Source organism: Pseudomonas sp. B1-22, from assembly GCF_050474425.1.
GTDB lineage: Bacteria > Pseudomonadota > Gammaproteobacteria > Pseudomonadales > Pseudomonadaceae > Pseudomonas.
This window is the reverse complement of sequence record NZ_JBCHVH010000004.1, coordinates 196,753-212,259: the sequence shown is the minus strand read 5'-3', so window position 1 is coordinate 212,259 and position 15,507 is coordinate 196,753. Positions and strand designations below refer to the sequence as shown.

Sequence of the window (15,507 nt, the reverse complement as noted above, 5' to 3'; positions counted from 1 at the left end):
AAAGATCATGGAATTCGAGAAGCTGTTGCGCCTCATGGTGGAAAAGGGTGCCTCCGACCTGTTCATCACGGCGGGCGTGCCGCCTTCGATGAAGGTCAACGGCAAGGTGCTGCCGGTGACCAAGACCGCGCTGTCGCCGGAGCAGACCCGCGAGACCGTGCTGTCGGTAATGAACGAGCAGCAGCGCCGCGAGTTCGCCGAGAACCACGAGTGCAACTTCGCCATCAGCGCCCGTGGCGTCGGCCGCTTCCGCGTCAGCGCCTTCTACCAGCGCAACCTGGTGGGCATGGTGCTGCGCCGCATCGAGACCAACATCCCGACCTTCGAAGACCTCAAGCTGCCGGAAGTCCTCAAGAAGCTGGCGATGACCAAGCGCGGCCTGGTGATCTTCGTCGGTGCCACCGGTACCGGTAAGTCCACCTCGCTGGCGGCGATGATCGGCTACCGCAACAAGAACTCCACCGGCCATATCATCTCCATCGAAGACCCGATCGAATTCATCCACCAGCACCAGGGCTGCATCGTCACCCAGCGCGAGGTGGGCCTGGATACCGACTCCTTCGAAGTGGCCCTGAAGAACACCCTGCGCCAGGCGCCGGACGTGATCATGATCGGCGAGGTGCGCTCGCGCGAGACCATGGACCACGCCGTGGCCTTCGCCGAAACCGGCCACCTGTGCCTGGCGACCCTGCACGCCAACAACGCCAACCAGGCGCTGGACCGGATCATTCACTTCTTCCCGGCCGACCGGCATGACCAGGTGTGGATGGACCTGTCGCTGAACCTCAAGGCCATCGTCGCCCAGCAACTGGTGCCGACCCCGGACGGCAAGGGCCGTCGCGCGGTGATCGAAGTGCTGCTGAACACCCCGCTGGCCGCCGATCTGATCCGCAAGGGCGAGGTGCACGAGCTCAAGCCGCTGATGAAGCGCTCCACCGAGCAGGGCATGCAGACCTTCGACCAGGCGCTGTACCAGCTCTACAGCCAGGGCGAGATCACCTACGAAGACGCGCTGGCCTACGCCGACTCGGCCAACGACCTGCGCCTGATGATCAAGCTGGGCTCGGAAACCGACGCCGACCACCTGTCCAGCATGACCCAGGGGCTCACCCTGGAGATGAGCGACGACGATCCCAATCGTCGTTTACGCTGATCCTGCTTTCCAAACAGATAGCGTCCGAGGAGCCCGCCTAGCGCGGGCTTTTCGTTTATTCTGGGTGCATCGCAATGACACGGGAGAAAGGCATGTCTGCCAACCCTGATACCCACAGCAAGGTCATCGGCTACCTGCTGTGGATCTTCGGCTTCACCGGCTCGCACCGCTTCTACTATGGCCGGCCGATCACCGGCACGATCTGGTTCTTCACCCTCGGCCTGTTCTTCATCGGCTGGATCATCGACCTGTTCCTCATCCCCTCCATGGACGATGCGGCGGACCGGCGCTATCGCGCCGGCGGCGTGGACTACAACGTCGCCTGGATCCTGCTGACCTTCCTCGGCGTGTTCGGCGTGCACCGCATGTACATGGGCAAGTGGCTCACCGGCATCCTCTACCTGTTCACCGGTGGGCTGTTCTTCATCGGCGTGCTCTATGACTTCTGGACGCTGAACAGCCAGATTTCCGAGCGCAACGGGCCGCAGCGGATCTGATACCCGCTCACTCCCCGTAGGAGCGGACTCCGTCCGCGATCGATTTCCGGCGGCTCCGTGCTGGCCGGTTGCACATCGCGGACGAAGTCCGCTCCTACGCACGTCCCACCCTCTTTCTTTCGTCGCGCCGCCTGGCGCGAGCTGTGCCCGCCGCCTAAGGTCAGGAGGACAGTAGCAGGCGCACCGGGCGATCCCCGGCACGCCGCAGAAGGAGTGGCTGCCATGAGCAACGAATCCCGCCCAGCCGTACTCGACCTGATCGGCAATACCCCCATGGTCCGCGTGACGCGCTTCGATACCGGACCCTGCACCCTGTTCCTCAAGCTCGAATCGCAGAATCCCGGCGGCTCCATCAAGGACCGCATCGGCGTCGCCATGATCGAGGCGGCCGAGCGCGACGGCCGGCTCAAGCCCGGCGGCGTGATCGTCGAAGCCACTGCCGGCAACACCGGCCTTGGCCTGGCGCTGGTGGGCCGGGCCAAGGGCTACCGGGTGGTGCTGGTGGTGCCGGACAAGATGTCCACCGAGAAGGTCCTGCACCTGCGCGCCATGGGCGCCGAGGTGCACATCACCCGTTCCGATGTCGGCAAGGGCCACCCCGAGTACTACCAGGACGTCGCCGCGCGGCTGGCCAAGGAGCTGCCCGATGCCTTCTTCGCCGACCAGTTCAACAACCCCGCCAACCCGCTGGCCCACGAAACCGGCACCGGCCCGGAAATCTGGGCGCAGACCGGCCATGACCTGGACGCCGTGGTGGTCGGCGTCGGCTCCGCCGGCACCCTGACCGGCCTCACGCGCTTCTTCCAGAAGGTCCAGCCGAAGCTGGAAATGGTCCTGGCCGACCCGGTGGGCTCGATCATGGCCGAGTACTCGCGCTCCGGCGCCATCGGCACGCCCGGCTCCTGGGCGGTGGAAGGCATTGGCGAGGACTTCGTGCCCTCGATCGCCGACCTTTCCAGCGTGCGCCACGCCTATTCGATCAGCGACGAGGAAAGCTTCGCCACCGCCCGCGAACTGCTGCGCAACGAAGGCATCGCGGCCGGTTCTTCCACCGGTACCCTGCTGGCCGCCGCGCTGCGCTTCTGCCGCGAGCAGACCGAACCCAAGCGAGTGGTCAGCCTGGTCTGCGACACCGGCACGCGCTACCTGTCAAAGATCTACAACGATCAGTGGATGACCGACCAGGGCCTGCTGCAGCGCAAGCGCTACGGCGACCTGCGCGACATCGTCGCGCGGCGCTTCGAGGAGGGCCGCGTGGTCAGCGTCGGCCCCGGCGACACGTTGCTCACCGCCTTCCAGCGCATGCGCCTGGCGGACATCTCCCAGCTCCCCGTGCTCGATGGCCAGCGGCTGGTCGGCGTCATCGACGAGTCCGATATCCTGCTGGGCGTGCATGACGACCCCGAACATTTTCGCAGCGACGTTGCCAGCGCCATGAGCACGGCTCCGGAGACCCTCGCACCGGGCGCGAGCCTCAAGGAGCTCGAAGCCGTGCTGGCGCGCGGTCTGGTCGCCATTGTCGCCGACGCCTCGGGCTTCCACGGCCTGATTACCAGATTCGACCTGCTCAACCATTTGCGGAGGACCCTCGCATGAGCCAGCACGACGACCGCCTCGGTTTTGCCACCCGTGTGATCCACGCCGGGCAGGAGCCGGACCCGTCCACCGGGGCGATCATGCCGCCGATCTATGCCAACTCCACCTACCGCCAGGACAGCCCTGGCGTGCACAAGGGCCTGGATTACGGGCGCTCGCACAACCCCACGCGCTGGGCGCTGGAGCGCTGCGTGGCGGATCTGGAAGGCGGCAGCAAGGCCTTCGCCTTCGCTTCGGGGCTGGCGGCCATCTCGGCGGTACTGGAGCTGCTCGACGCCGGCTCGCACATCGTTTCCGGCAACGACCTCTATGGCGGCACTTTCCGGCTGTTCGAGCGGGTGCGTCGACGCAGCGCCGGGCATGACTTCCACTTCGCCGATCTGGCCCAGCCCGGCGCGCTGGAAGCGGCGATTACCGACAAGACCCGAATGGTCTGGGTGGAAACCCCGAGCAACCCGCTGCTGCGCCTGACCGACCTTGCCGCCATCGCCCGCACCTGCCGCGAGCGCGGCATCCTCTGCGTGGCCGACAACACCTTTGCCAGCCCCTACGTGCAGCGCCCGCTGGACCTGGGCTTCGACATCGTTGTGCACTCCACCACCAAGTACCTCAATGGCCACTCCGACGTCATCGGCGGCATCGCCATCGTCGGCGACAACCCCGACCTCGCCGAGCGCCTGGGCTTCCTGCAGAACTCGGTGGGCGCCATCGCCGGCCCGTTCGACGCCTTCCTCACCCTGCGCGGGGTGAAGACCCTGGCGCTGCGCATGGAGCGGCACTGCGCCAATGCGCTGGAGCTGGCCAAGTGGCTGGAGCAGCAGCCGCAGGTGAAGCGCGTCTACTACCCCGGCCTGGCCTCGCACCCGCAGCACGAACTGGCGCGCAAGCAGATGAAGGGCTTCGGCGGGATGATCTCGCTGGACCTGAATACCGACCTGGCCGGCTCCAAGCGCTTCCTGGAGAACGTCCGGTTGTTTGCCCTGGCGGAAAGCCTGGGCGGCGTGGAAAGCCTGATCGAGCACCCGGCGATCATGACCCACGCCAGCATCCCGCCGGAAAACCGCGCGGCGCTGGGCATCGGCGATTCGCTGATTCGCCTGTCGGTGGGGGTGGAGGACGTGGAAGACCTGCGCGCCGATCTGGCCAAGGCTTTGGCGATGATCTGAATACGTTCTCCGAGCTGCTTTTTGTAGGAGCGAGCTTGCTCGCGAACATCTCAACTCCAGAGGTGTGCGGTTCGCGAGCAAGCTCGCTCCTACAAGAGCAGCCTCTGTGTGCGGATTCCCACCGCACGCCGGAGCACTTTGTAGGAGCGGACCTTGTCCGCGAAGTCTTGCCGACACCTCGGAGTGTTCAGGAGGGAGCTGGCGCAGGCCGCTGCTGTATCTCGAAAGGCGGGGTGCCCGCCGCGAAGGGTTTCGCGGACAAGGTCTGCTCCTACGCCCGCCGGTTGGCGCCGGTGCACCCCGTAGGAGCGGGCCATGCCCGCGATCGCGCGCATGGCGCGCTCCTACACGGGCCCCATGAAAAAGCCCGCCAATCGGCGGGCTTTTTCATGGGTGGCGCAACGTTACACCGCGTGGACGATATGCCCGTCCACCAGGGTGCAGCGCACCACGCCCGGCAGGCAGTGGCCGAGGAACGGGCAGTTCTGGCCACGGGAGTGCCAGGTTTCGCCCGCCAGGGTCTGGCCGTCGGCTTCGAACAGCACCACGTCCGCTGCCGCGCCGACCGCCAGTTTGCCGGCCGGCAGGCGCAGGGCGGCGGCGGGGCCGCTGGAGAGGCGCGCGAGCAGGGTCGGCAGGTCCAGCAGGCCGTCCTGCACCAGGGTCATGGCCAGAGGCAACAGCAGTTCGACGCTGCTGATGCCCGGGTCGGTGGCGGCGAACGGGGCGTTCTTCGCGTCCTGCTCGTGGGGCTGGTGGTGGCTGGCGATGGCCTGGATCACGCCGCTCTTCACCGCTTCGCGCAGGGCGTCGCGGTCCTTGCGCGAGCGCAGCGGCGGCTGCACATGGTACAGGCTGGAGAAGTCCGCCAGCGCCTCGTCGGTGAGGATCAGCTGGTACAGCGCCACGTCGGCGGTGACCGGCAGGCCGCGGGCCTGGGCCTGGGCGATCAGCTCGACGCCACGGGCGCTGGTCAGCTGGCTGAAGTGCGCGCGTACGCCGGACTGCTCGACCAGCAGCAGGTTGCGGGCCAGGGCCACGGTCTCTGCTGTTTCCGGGATGCCGGCCAGGCCACGGAAGCTGGCGGTCGGGCCTTCGTGGGCGAGGCCGCCCTCGGCCAGGTCGTGGTCCTGGGAGGTGAAGATCACGGTCAGGTCGAAGGTCGCCGCGTATTCCAGCGAGCGCAGCAGCACGCGGTTGCTCGCCATCGGCGCCAGGCCGTTGGTGAAGGCCACGCAGCCGGCGTCGCGCAGGGCGACCAGTTCGGACAGCTGTTCACCGGCCAGCCCCTTGGTCAGGGCGCCGATGGGGAAGACCTTGGCGTTGCCGGCTTCGCGGGCGCGGTCGAGGATCAGCTCGGCGACGGCGGAGGTGTCCAGCACCGGCCGGGTGTGCGGGGGGAAGCACAGGCTGGTCACGCCACCGGCGGCGGCGGCGCGGGTTTCGCTTTCGATGCTGCCCTTGCGGCTGTAGCCCGGCTCGCGCAGGGCGACGCTCAGGTCCACCAGGCCGGGCGCGGCGATCAGGCCGGCGGCGTCGATTTCCTGGGCGGCGTGGAAGCCGGCCGGCGCTTCGCCGATGGCGACGATCTTGCCGGCCTCGATGTGCAGGTCGCAGACCTTGTCCAGGCCGCTGGCCGGGTCGATCAGGTGGGCGCCACGAATACTGACGGTCATTGCGCGTCCTCCTGTTCCAGCTGGCGTTGGGCGTTCTGGCCGCTCATGGCCATGGACAGCACGGCCATGCGGATGGCGATGCCGTAGGTGACCTGGTTGAGGATCACCGACTGTTCACCGTCGGCCACCGCGGAGTCGATCTCCACGCCGCGGTTGATCGGGCCGGGGTGCATGACGATGGCGTCGGGCTTGGCCAGCTTCAGGCGTTTCTGGGTCAGGCCGTAGAGCTTGAAGAATTCGCCTTCGCTGGGCAGCAGGCCGCCGGCCATGCGCTCGCGCTGCAGGCGCAGCATGATCACCACGTCGACGTCCTTCAGGCCTTCGTTGGCGTCGGTGTAGACCTTCACCCCGTACTGCTCTTCCAGACCCACCGGCAGCAGGGTGCGCGGGGCGATGACGCGGATGTCCGGGCAGCCGAGGGTCTTCAGCGCCAGCATGTCGGAGCGGGCCACGCGCGAGTGCAGGATGTCGCCGACGATGGCCACCGAGAGCTTCTCGAAATCGCCCTTGTGGCGGCGGATGGTGAGCATGTCGAGCATGCCCTGGGTCGGGTGGCCGTGGCGACCGTCGCCACCGTTGATCACGGCGACGTTGGGGCTGACGTGTTCGGCGATGAAGTGCGCGGCGCCCGAGTCGCTGTGGCGCACGACGAACATGTCGGCGGCCATGGCCTCGAGGTTGCGCAGGGTGTCGGTGAGCGTCTCGCCCTTGCTGGTCGAGGAGGTCGACACGTTCAGCGAGATGACGTCGGCGGACAGGCGCTGGGCGGCCAGTTCGAAGGTGGTGCGGGTGCGCGTGGAGTTCTCGAAGAACACGTTGCACACGGTCTTGCCGCGCAGCAGCGGGACTTTCTTCACCGCGCGGGCGCCGACTTCGAGGAAGGAGTCGGCGGTATCGAGGATTTCAGTCAGCAGTTCGCGGGACAACCCGTCGAGCGAGAGGAAGTGGCGCAGCTGGCCCAGGTCGTTGAGCTGCAGCGGGCGCTTGGCGTCGGTCGGCATGTGGCAGGCCCTGAAAGTTGGGGGTGGAGGTCCGGGCACGCGAAGTTACAGCGCGGAGCTGAGAAGCGTACGCTCGAGGACGAGTGGTGCGGGACCGCGCAATTTTACCCGCTCGTTGGGGGCGAGCGACAGGGTTTCGCCGACCACATCCGGACGAATCGGCAGTTCGCGCTTGTTCAGGTCGACCAGGCAGACCAGGGTCACGCTGGCCGGGCGGCCGTAGTCGAACAGCTCGTTGAGCGCGGCACGGATGGTGCGACCGCTCATCAGCACGTCGTCCACCAGCACCAGGTGCTGGCCGTCGATCTCGAAGGGCAGCTCCGACGGACGGACCTGCGGGTGCAGGCCGCTGCGGGTGAAATCGTCGCGGTAGAAGGAAACGTCGAGGATGCCGAGGATTTCGTCGCTGCCCAGTTCCTTGAGCAGCGCCTGGGCGACCCAGATGCCGCCGGTATGGATGCCGACGAAGCGCGGCGAGTCGATGCCGCGCTGCGCCAGGTAGTTGCGCAGGTCGGTGGCCATGCGGGGGAGGAGTTCGGCGGGGCTGGGCAGGGTCATGACGTCTCCGGTTCGGTTGGCGAGGCCACCCGGCGCGGGCGGCCTTCGGGGCGGACCGTTCCGGGGCGGACTGGTCCGGCAAGCATAGTGGCTTTCGCTCTCTTGGCGCTGCCTCAGGTCAAGCGGGGGCGTGCTCGGCCAGCCAGCCCTCCAGCAGCAGGGCGGCGGCCAGGGCGTCCACCGGGCGCTCTCGGTAGCCGTCGCGCTGGCCCTGGGCCAGGCGTTCGCCCTTGGCGGCGTAGGTGGTCAGGCGTTCGTCGTGGGTGTGCACCGGCAGGTTGTAGCGCCCGTGCAGGCGGCGGGCGAACTTCTCGGCGCGCTCGCTCATGTCGCTGGGGGTGCCGTCCATGTTCAGCGGCAGGCCGACGACGATGGCATCGGGTTGCCATTCCTTGATCAGGGCTTCCACGCGGTTCCAGTCCGGCACGCCGTTCTGCGCCTTGAGCACGCAGAGCTCGCGGGCCTGGCCGGTGATGGCCTGGCCGACAGCGACGCCGATCTGTTTGGTGCCGTAGTCGAAGCCCAGCAGCAGGCGCAGGGGTTTGCTCGACATCAGGCGTGCCCGGCCTGGGCGGTGAGCAGGCTGAGGTTGACCCCCAGGCGCTCGGCGGCGGCGGACAGGCGCTGTTCGGCCGGAACCTCGAAGAGCACCGCCGGATCGGCGGGGCAGGTCAGCCAGGAATTGTCGGTGAGTTCCGCCTCCAGCTGGCCGGCATCCCAGCCGGCGTAGCCGAGGGTGATCAGGTGCTGGGCCGGGCCGCTGCCATCGGCGATGGCGAACAGCACGTCCTGGGAGGTGGACAGCGACAGCTCGCCCAGCTCCAGGGTGGCCTGGTAGCTGCGTCCGGCCGGGTGCAGGACGAAGCCGCGGTCGGTCTGCACCGGGCCGCCGTTGTAGATGACCATGCCCTGGCAGCGTGCCGGCGGCAGTTCGTCCGGACGCAGCTGTTCGAGCACGTCGGAGAGGCTCAGGCCGCTGGGGCGGTTGATGATCAGGCCCATGGCGCCCTGCTCGTTGTGTTCGACGATGTAGGTGACGGTCTGGGCAAAGTTGGGGTCCGCCATGTGCGGCATGGCGATCAGGAAGTGGTGCTTGAGCGAACTTGCGGCTGTGCTTTTCATGCCAGCTAGTTTCAGGCCTGGAGCGTCAGGGGACAAGCCTTGAAAGCGCCACCGCGTGCCGCCAGGCACGACAGCTTCAGCGGCTGGACAGGCGGTCGCCGCGTTCGAAGCGCCAGGTGCGGATGATTTCCAGGCGGTCGATGTCGTTCAGGTCGCCCGAGAAGGGCGCGAACGGCGCGGCCAGGCGCACGATGCGCTGGGCGGCCTGGTCGAGGGTGGGCTGGCCGGAGGATTCCAGCACCTGCACTTCATAGAGGGAGCCGTCGCGGTTGATCGACACCAGCAGGCGCAGGCTGCCGTAGATGCGCTGGCGGCGGGCCTCGTCGGGGTAGTTGAGGTTGCCGATGCGCTCGATCTTCTTGCGCCACTCTTCCTTATACCAGGCACCCTTGTCGCGCATGGTCGAGGCTGCGCTCAGGCGGTGGATGCGCGGGCGCTTGGCGTAGGCCTGCTGCTCGCGGGCGAGGTCGGCTTCAAGGCTGGAAATCTGCGCGGACAGCTGGCTGGAGTCGAACTGCGGCGCGGGCTTGGCGACGGTCTCCGCCTTGGGCGTCTGCGGCTTGGCCTGGACCTTGTCCGGGCGCGGGCTGCGGGTGCTGACCGCGGTCTTGGGCGCTTCCGGGCTCTTGGCCTGCTTCGGGGTGGCCGGCGGCGCGACCTTCTTCACCTCGGTGTCCTGGAACGGCGCCTGCTCGGTGGTCTTGGGGATAGCCTTGTGTTCCAGGGTGCCGCTGCCCTGCTGGTGCATCTGGGCGAGGTAGTCGGCCTTCTCGGGCGCTTTCTCGCTCTTGAAGCTGGCCAGGGTGATTTCCAGGGTTTTGCTCAGCATGCTGGGCATGGGCATGGTGAAGCCCACGCCGAGCAGGATGGCCACGTGCACGATGGCCGCAACGAACAGGGTGAAACCCAGCCGGTCCGCCGGGCGGACGCCGGAGGACACGGGGAAGTCGGAATGGGTTGCAGCGTTCATTGCGGGTCACTAGGCCAAAGTGGGCGAAAGTCTGCCCACGGGGCTTATAAAAGTCTATGACGCACTGCGCGCCTTGAGCTTTTCGTCGATGACTGCCATCAGCCTCTCACCGATACGGGTGTCGTAGGCGGCGTCGATCTCGCGGATGCAGGTCGGGCTGGTGACGTTGATCTCGGTGAGGTTCTCGCCGATCACGTCCAGGCCGACGAACAGCAGGCCGCGTTTGCGCAGTTCCGGGCCGACCTGCGCGGCGATCCAGCGGTCGCGCTCGGACAGCGGCTGGGCCACGCCACGGCCGCCGGCGGCCAGGTTGCCGCGGGTCTCGCCCTGCGCCGGGATGCGCGCCAGGCAGTATTCCACCGGCTCGCCGTCGATCATCAGGATGCGCTTGTCGCCGTCCTTGATGGCCGGCAGGTAGCGCTGCGCCATCACCTGCTCCTGGCCGTGACGGGTCAGGGTCTCGAGGATCACCGAGAGATTCGGGTCGCCTTCGCGGTGGCGGAAGATCATCGAGCCGCCCATGCCGTCCAGGGGTTTGAGAATGATGTCACGATGCTCGGCGGCGAACTCGCGCAGAATATCGGACCGGCGGCTCACCACCGTCGGCGGCGAGCACTGCGGGAAGAGGGTAGCGAAGTACTTCTCGTTGCAGTCGCGCAGGCTCTGCGGCTTGTTGACCACCAGGGTGCCGGCGGTCTCGGCCTGTTCCAGCAGGTAGGTGGAGTAGACGAATTCGTTATCGAAGGGCGGGTCCTTGCGCATCAGGATCACATCCAGCTCCGACAAGGGCTGGTCGACTTCGGCGTCCAGTTCGAACCAGTGGGCCGGATCGTAGAAGACCTTCAGGGGACGCATGCGGCCACGGGCCACGTTCTCCTTCTGGTAAAGATCCTGCTGTTCCATATAGAACAGCTCCCAGCCACGGGCCTGGGCTGCCAGAAGCATGGCCAGCGAGCTGTCCTTCTTGAAATTGATCTGCGCGATGGGGTCCATCACGATCCCGAGGCGTACGCTCATGGGATGTCCTCCTGAGGACGGGTGAAGGTGCTGAGGAGCACCGTCGAAAAGGCTGAAAAAGGACGTTCAGGGTGGCGCTGGATGTGCGCTCGGTCAAGGAAAAAGCCTGCGCGTTCCGGGTCTTATGGCCTGAATTTGCTGGGCGTGGTAAAGATTCTGACGATTGTGGTAAAAGGTTCCCACGATTGGGTCGCAGCCCGACGGTGGCAGGGCGCACGCGCACTGAAATAAAAAGTGGAAAAACGACTCACCGAGACGGTAAGGGCGAACATGGAACAGCATTCCGACGGTTTGAAAGTGATGGTGATCGACGACTCCAAGACGATTCGTCGCACCGCCGAAACCCTGCTGAAGAAAGTCGGCTGCGATGTCATTACGGCCATCGACGGTTTCGACGCTCTGGCCAAGATTGCCGATACCCATCCCAGCATCATCTTCGTCGACATCATGATGCCCCGCCTGGATGGTTATCAGACCTGCGCCCTGATCAAGAACAACAGTGCCTTCAAATCCACCCCGGTGATCATGCTGTCCTCCAAGGACGGCCTGTTCGACAAGGCCAAGGGTCGCATCGTCGGTTCCGACCAGTACCTCACCAAGCCCTTCAGCAAGGAAGAGCTGCTGGGTGCGATCAAGACCCATGTGCCTGACTTTACCCCGGTGGAGCAAGCTTCCTGAAGTCCGGCCCAGCGCCGGTGACGCCTTTTCCGTATGGGGACCCCAATGGCTCGAATTCTGATTGTTGATGACTCGCCGACCGAGATGTACAAGCTGACCGCGATGCTGGAAAAGCATTCGCATCAGGTACTGAAGGCCGAAAATGGCGCCGACGGCGTGGCCCTGGCCCGCCAGGAGAAGCCGGACGTCGTCCTGATGGACATCGTCATGCCCGGCCTGAACGGTTTTCAGGCGACCCGTCAACTGTCCAAGGACCCGGAAACCAGCGGTATTCCGGTGATCATCGTCACCACCAAGGATCAGGAGACCGATAAGGTCTGGGGCAAGCGCCAGGGCGCGCGCGACTACCTGACCAAGCCGGTGGACGAAGAAACGCTGCTCAAGACCATCAATGCGGTGCTGGCCGGCTGAAGCCGGTCCGCATGCGCTGAAGTCTTCAAGAACATAATTATTAGAGAAGGCCAGGGCCGGCATGGCGGAAGTCCAGAGTCCTTTCGAGGTTCTCGTCCAGATCGATCAGCGCTGTCGTCTGCTGGCCGCGGGCCTGCCTGCGCAGCGCGAAGTGGCGCAGAGCTGGAACGGGATTGGCTTTCGCATGGCCGGGCGCCTGTTCGTGGCACCCATGGGGGAGGTCGGCGAGGTTCTTCATGAGCCGCGCTACACACAGCTGCCGGGTGTCCGTGACTGGGTGAAGGGGGTCGCCAACGTGCGCGGTCGCCTGTTGCCGATCATGGACCTGTGCGGCTTCCTCGGCGCGGAGCTGTCGCCTCTGCGCAAACAGCGGCGCGTGCTGGTGGTGGAGCACCAGGAAGTCTTCGCCGGCCTCATCGTCGATGAGGTGTTCGGCATGCAGCACTTCCCGGTGGAAACCTTCAGCGAGCAGCTGCCGCCCCTCGAAGCGGTCCTGCAACCCTTTATTCATGGCGTCTTCAATCGAGAACAGCCCTGGTTGGTGTTCAGCCCGCATGCGCTGGCGCAGCACCCGGCGTTCCTCGAAGTCGCCAGCTAGATTTTACCGGTTGGGCTGGTTCGCCAGCCCTTGTTGTGACATGGAAACCGTAAGCGTTGGGGGTCCAGGCGGGGGCCGTATATGAAAAAAATCAAGGCAGGCAGTCTCTTTTCGGGCACGCGTAGCAGCTCGCTGATCCTCGGACTCTTCGTGGTCCTGATCGTGGCGATCGTCTTGCTGTTCGCCAACTTCGCTTACCTCAACACCCAGGCGGACCATGACAAGCAGTACATCGGCCACGCCGGTGAGCTGCGCGTGCTGTCCCAGCGTATCGCCAAGAACGCCACCGAAGCGGCGGCGGGCAAGGGCGAGGCGTTCAAGCTGCTGAAAGAAGCGCGCAACGACTTCGAGAAGCGCTGGAACATCCTGGTCAAGGGTGACGAAACCACCGGCCTGCCGCCGAGCCCGGCCTCCGTGCAACCGCAGATGGCGGAAGTACAGAAGGACTGGGACGTCCTGCGCAAGAACACCGACTCCATCCTGGCCAGCGAGCAGACCGTACTGTCCCTGCACCAGGTGGCCGCGACCCTCGCCGAGACCATCCCGCAGCTGCAGGTGGAGTACGAAGAGGTCGTCGACATCCTGCTGGAGAACGGCGCCCCGGCCGACCAGGTCGCGGTCGCCCAGCGCCAGTCGCTGCTGGCCGAACGTATCCTCGGCTCGGTGAACAAGGTGCTCGCCGGTGACGAGAACTCCGTCCAGGCCGCCGACAGCTTCGGCCGCGACGCCAGCCTGTTCGGTCGCGTGCTCAAGGGCATGAAGGAAGGCAACGCGGCGATGAGCATCTCCAAGGTGACCAACGCCGAAGCGGTGGATCGTCTCAACGAGATTTCCGAACTCTTCGAATTCGTCTCCGGCTCGGTGGACGAGATCCTCGAAACCTCGCCGGAACTGTTCCAGGTCCGTGAAGCGGCCAACACCATCTTCGGCGGTTCGCAGACCCTGCTGGAGAAGGCCTCGACCCTGGCCACCGGCTTCGAGAACCTGGCCGAGGGCCGCGTGTTCAACAAGGTCGCCAGCGCCATGCTGGGTGTGATCGTGCTGGGCGCGATCATCCTCATCGGCCTGGTGATGGTGCGCGAGACCAACCGCCGGCTGGCCGAGACCGCCGAGAAGAACGACCGTAACCAGGCGGCGATTCTGCGACTGCTCGACGAGATCGCCGACCTCGCCGACGGTGACCTGACGGTGGCCGCGACCGTGACCGAGGACTTCACCGGTGCGATCGCGGACTCCATCAACTACTCCATCGACCAGCTCCGCGAGCTGGTGGAAACCATCAACTTGACCGCCGTGCAGGTGGCCGCCGCCGCCCAGGAAACCCAGGCCACCGCCATGCACCTGGCCGAGGCTTCCGAGCACCAGGCCCAGGAAATCGCTGGCGCTTCCGCCGCGATCAACGAAATGGCCGTGTCCATTGACCAGGTATCGGCGAACGCCTCCGAGTCCTCGGCGGTAGCGGAACGTTCCGTAGCCATCGCCAACAAGGGCAACGAAGTGGTGCACAACACCATCACCGGCATGGACAACATCCGTGAGCAGATCCAGGACACCTCGAAGCGGATCAAGCGCCTCGGTGAATCGTCCCAGGAGATCGGTGACATCGTAAGCCTCATCAACGACATTGCCGACCAGACCAACATCCTCGCCCTGAACGCCGCGATCCAGGCGTCCATGGCGGGCGACGCGGGCCGTGGCTTCGCGGTGGTAGCGGACGAAGTACAGCGCCTGGCGGAACGTTCCTCCGCGGCGACCAAGCAGATCGAGGCGCTGGTGAAGACCATTCAGACCGACACCAACGAAGCGGTGATCTCGATGGAGCAGACCACCTCCGAGGTGGTACGCGGTGCCCGTCTGGCGCAGGACGCCGGTGTGGCCCTGGAAGAGATCGAGAAGGTATCCAAGACCCTGGCGGCGCTGATCCAGAACATTTCCAACGCCGCCCGTCAGCAGGCGTCCTCCGCCGGCCACATTTCCAACACCATGAACGTGATCCAGGAGATCACCTCGCAGACCTCCGCCGGTACCACCGCCACCGCGCGCAGCATTGGTAACCTGGCGAAGATGGCGAGTGAAATGCGCAATTCCGTATCCGGCTTCAAACTGCCGGACCTTGCGGAACAGGCCTGAGCAGAGGAGGTGCGCTGCTCTTTGCCGGGTAGCGCACGACAGTCTTGAGCGAGGGGCGCGACATGCAGGCAAGTGGCGTCTGGTCGTTGCAGCCGTTGGCCGACATGTCGGCCGCGGAATTCCGCGACTGGCAGGCACTGTTGGAAGACCGTACCGGCGTTGTCGTCAACGAACAGCGCCGCGCCTTCCTGCAGACCAGCCTGGGCGCACGCATGCGCGAACTGGGCATCAGCGACTACGGCAGCTACTTCCGGCAGGTCACCGATGGCCCGCGCGGCGCGGTGGAGTGGTCGAACCTGCTGGACCGCCTCACCGTTCAGGAAACCCGTTTCTTTCGCCACAAGCCCTCCTTCGACCTGCTCGGGCGCTACCTGCGCCGGCGCGTCGAAGAGGTCGGTCAGGACCGGCCGCTGGCCTTGTGGAGCGTGGGCTGCTCCAGCGGCGAGGAGCCATACTCCCTGGCCATGGTCGCCATGCAGACCATGGAGGCCGCAGGGCTCGCGCCGTTGTTCGGCGTGACCGGGACCGACATCAGCCTCAGCGCCCTGAGCCGGGCGCGCGCGGCGGTGTATGCGGCACGCAAGCTGGATGAGTTTGACCCCGCCTTGACCGAGCGCTTCTTCAGCGTGCAGGCCGACGGGCGTTATCAGGTGATACCGAGTCTGGCCGAGCGCGTCTGCTGCGCCCGGCTGAATGTGCTGGAACTGGCCCAGGCGCCAATGTCCGGCATGGATGTGATCTTTTGCCAGAACCTGCTGATCTACTTCCGCCGCTGGCGGCGGCGGGAAATCCTCAATCGCCTGGCCGAGCGGCTGGCGCCGGGGGGACTGTTGGTGGTCGGTGTCGGCGAGGTGGTGGATTGGCACCATCCGCTGCTCGAACCGGTCGCCGACGAGCACGTTCTGGCCTTTACCCGGAAGGGGTGACACAGACA

The 15,507-nt window shown here is 65.9% G+C and carries 16 protein-coding genes; 9 read left to right on the top strand and 7 right to left on the bottom strand.

What is annotated here, in order from left to right:
• Window positions 1–7 precede the first annotated feature (7 nt).
• The 4 genes from ACQ5BL_RS16520 (at window position 8) to ACQ5BL_RS16505 (ending at window position 4,412) form a co-directional block, all read left to right on the top strand.
• A complete protein-coding gene (locus tag ACQ5BL_RS16520; RefSeq protein WP_243808005.1) occupies window positions 8–1,153 on the top strand; it encodes a PilT/PilU family type 4a pilus ATPase in 1,146 nt (381 codons plus the stop codon).
• 92 nt (window positions 1,154–1,245) lie between these two features.
• A complete protein-coding gene (locus ACQ5BL_RS16515) occupies window positions 1,246–1,650 on the top strand; it encodes an NINE protein (protein ID WP_207887073.1) in 405 nt (134 codons plus the stop codon).
• Window positions 1,651–1,872: 222 nt separating this feature from the next.
• Window positions 1,873–3,246: a pyridoxal-phosphate dependent enzyme gene (locus tag ACQ5BL_RS16510; protein ID WP_243808004.1), complete on the top strand. Its 1,374-nt coding sequence runs from the start codon at window positions 1,873–1,875 to the stop codon at window positions 3,244–3,246.
• Entirely contained in the window at window positions 3,243–4,412 is a 1,170-nt protein-coding gene (locus ACQ5BL_RS16505; RefSeq protein WP_243808003.1) for a cystathionine gamma-synthase, read from the top strand. Before ACQ5BL_RS16510 ends, ACQ5BL_RS16505 begins: the two co-directional genes overlap by 4 nt.
• A 404-nt stretch (window positions 4,413–4,816) precedes the next feature.
• On the opposite strand, the gene ACQ5BL_RS16500 is transcribed toward ACQ5BL_RS16505, so the two are convergent.
• The 7 genes from ACQ5BL_RS16500 to gshB form a co-directional block, all read right to left on the bottom strand.
• Window positions 4,817–6,088, bottom strand: a complete 1,272-nt coding sequence (locus tag ACQ5BL_RS16500) for a dihydroorotase (RefSeq protein ID WP_243808002.1) — start codon at window positions 6,086–6,088, stop codon at window positions 4,817–4,819.
• Window positions 6,085–7,089: an aspartate carbamoyltransferase catalytic subunit gene (locus ACQ5BL_RS16495; protein WP_207887069.1), complete on the bottom strand. Its 1,005-nt coding sequence runs from the start codon at window positions 7,087–7,089 to the stop codon at window positions 6,085–6,087. The genes ACQ5BL_RS16500 and ACQ5BL_RS16495 overlap by 4 nt, the downstream gene beginning before the upstream one ends.
• A 45-nt stretch (window positions 7,090–7,134) precedes the next feature.
• Window positions 7,135–7,647 (bottom strand): bifunctional pyr operon transcriptional regulator/uracil phosphoribosyltransferase PyrR, encoded by a 513-nt coding sequence (pyrR, locus tag ACQ5BL_RS16490; protein WP_152219510.1) that lies wholly within the window; start codon window positions 7,645–7,647, stop codon window positions 7,135–7,137.
• Window positions 7,648–7,765: 118 nt separating this feature from the next.
• On the bottom strand, window positions 7,766–8,203 hold the full coding sequence (ruvX, locus tag ACQ5BL_RS16485) for a Holliday junction resolvase RuvX (protein WP_152227853.1): 438 nt from the start codon (window positions 8,201–8,203) through the stop codon (window positions 7,766–7,768).
• Window positions 8,200–8,769 (bottom strand): YqgE/AlgH family protein, encoded by a 570-nt coding sequence (locus ACQ5BL_RS16480; RefSeq protein ID WP_207887067.1) that lies wholly within the window; start codon window positions 8,767–8,769, stop codon window positions 8,200–8,202. Before ACQ5BL_RS16480 ends, ruvX begins: the two co-directional genes overlap by 4 nt.
• Window positions 8,770–8,845: 76 nt before the next feature.
• On the bottom strand, window positions 8,846–9,739 hold the full coding sequence (locus ACQ5BL_RS16475) for an energy transducer TonB (RefSeq protein ID WP_207887066.1): 894 nt from the start codon (window positions 9,737–9,739) through the stop codon (window positions 8,846–8,848).
• Window positions 9,740–9,793: 54 nt separating this feature from the next.
• The gene (gshB, locus tag ACQ5BL_RS16470; protein WP_207887065.1) at window positions 9,794–10,756 is read right to left on the bottom strand and encodes a glutathione synthase; all 963 of its coding nucleotides are present in this window, start codon (window positions 10,754–10,756) and stop codon (window positions 9,794–9,796) included.
• A gap of 270 nt (window positions 10,757–11,026) precedes the next feature.
• Between gshB and pilG the strand changes: the two genes are divergently transcribed.
• The 5 genes from pilG (at window position 11,027) to ACQ5BL_RS16445 (ending at window position 15,499) form a co-directional block, all read left to right on the top strand.
• Entirely contained in the window at window positions 11,027–11,434 is a 408-nt protein-coding gene (pilG, locus tag ACQ5BL_RS16465; RefSeq protein WP_207887064.1) for a twitching motility response regulator PilG, read from the top strand.
• A 45-nt stretch (window positions 11,435–11,479) separates the two neighbouring features.
• A complete protein-coding gene (gene pilH / locus ACQ5BL_RS16460) occupies window positions 11,480–11,845 on the top strand; it encodes a twitching motility response regulator PilH (RefSeq protein WP_207887063.1) in 366 nt (121 codons plus the stop codon).
• 61 nt (window positions 11,846–11,906) lie between these two features.
• The gene (locus tag ACQ5BL_RS16455) at window positions 11,907–12,443 is read left to right on the top strand and encodes a chemotaxis protein CheW (protein ID WP_207887062.1); all 537 of its coding nucleotides are present in this window, start codon (window positions 11,907–11,909) and stop codon (window positions 12,441–12,443) included.
• Between the two features lie 81 nt (window positions 12,444–12,524).
• Window positions 12,525–14,573 (top strand): methyl-accepting chemotaxis protein, encoded by a 2,049-nt coding sequence (locus tag ACQ5BL_RS16450; protein ID WP_207887061.1) that lies wholly within the window; start codon window positions 12,525–12,527, stop codon window positions 14,571–14,573.
• A gap of 62 nt (window positions 14,574–14,635) precedes the next feature.
• Entirely contained in the window at window positions 14,636–15,499 is an 864-nt protein-coding gene (locus ACQ5BL_RS16445) for a CheR family methyltransferase (RefSeq protein WP_207887060.1), read from the top strand.
• Window positions 15,500–15,507 lie beyond the last annotated feature (8 nt).

What these genes read in the sequence shown, in the direction of transcription:
- ACQ5BL_RS16520 (WP_243808005.1), top strand. Translation starts at nt 8, where the DNA reads ATGGAATTCGAGAAGCTGTTGCGCCTCATGGTGGAAAAGGGTGCCTCC.
- ACQ5BL_RS16515 (WP_207887073.1), top strand. Translation starts at nt 1,246, where the DNA reads ATGTCTGCCAACCCTGATACCCACAGCAAGGTCATCGGCTACCTGCTG.
- ACQ5BL_RS16510 (WP_243808004.1), top strand. Translation starts at nt 1,873, where the DNA reads ATGAGCAACGAATCCCGCCCAGCCGTACTCGACCTGATCGGCAATACC.
- ACQ5BL_RS16505 (WP_243808003.1), top strand. Translation starts at nt 3,243, where the DNA reads ATGAGCCAGCACGACGACCGCCTCGGTTTTGCCACCCGTGTGATCCAC.
- ACQ5BL_RS16500 (WP_243808002.1), bottom strand. Translation starts at nt 6,088, where the DNA reads ATGACCGTCAGTATTCGTGGCGCCCACCTGATCGACCCGGCCAGCGGC.
- ACQ5BL_RS16495 (WP_207887069.1), bottom strand. Translation starts at nt 7,089, where the DNA reads ATGCCGACCGACGCCAAGCGCCCGCTGCAGCTCAACGACCTGGGCCAG.
- pyrR (WP_152219510.1), bottom strand. Translation starts at nt 7,647, where the DNA reads ATGACCCTGCCCAGCCCCGCCGAACTCCTCCCCCGCATGGCCACCGAC.
- ACQ5BL_RS16480 (WP_207887067.1), bottom strand. Translation starts at nt 8,769, where the DNA reads ATGAAAAGCACAGCCGCAAGTTCGCTCAAGCACCACTTCCTGATCGCC.
- ACQ5BL_RS16475 (WP_207887066.1), bottom strand. Translation starts at nt 9,739, where the DNA reads ATGAACGCTGCAACCCATTCCGACTTCCCCGTGTCCTCCGGCGTCCGC.
- gshB (WP_207887065.1), bottom strand. Translation starts at nt 10,756, where the DNA reads ATGAGCGTACGCCTCGGGATCGTGATGGACCCCATCGCGCAGATCAAT.
- pilG (WP_207887064.1), top strand. Translation starts at nt 11,027, where the DNA reads ATGGAACAGCATTCCGACGGTTTGAAAGTGATGGTGATCGACGACTCC.
- pilH (WP_207887063.1), top strand. Translation starts at nt 11,480, where the DNA reads ATGGCTCGAATTCTGATTGTTGATGACTCGCCGACCGAGATGTACAAG.
- ACQ5BL_RS16455 (WP_207887062.1), top strand. Translation starts at nt 11,907, where the DNA reads ATGGCGGAAGTCCAGAGTCCTTTCGAGGTTCTCGTCCAGATCGATCAG.
- ACQ5BL_RS16450 (WP_207887061.1), top strand. Translation starts at nt 12,525, where the DNA reads ATGAAAAAAATCAAGGCAGGCAGTCTCTTTTCGGGCACGCGTAGCAGC.
- ACQ5BL_RS16445 (WP_207887060.1), top strand. Translation starts at nt 14,636, where the DNA reads ATGCAGGCAAGTGGCGTCTGGTCGTTGCAGCCGTTGGCCGACATGTCG.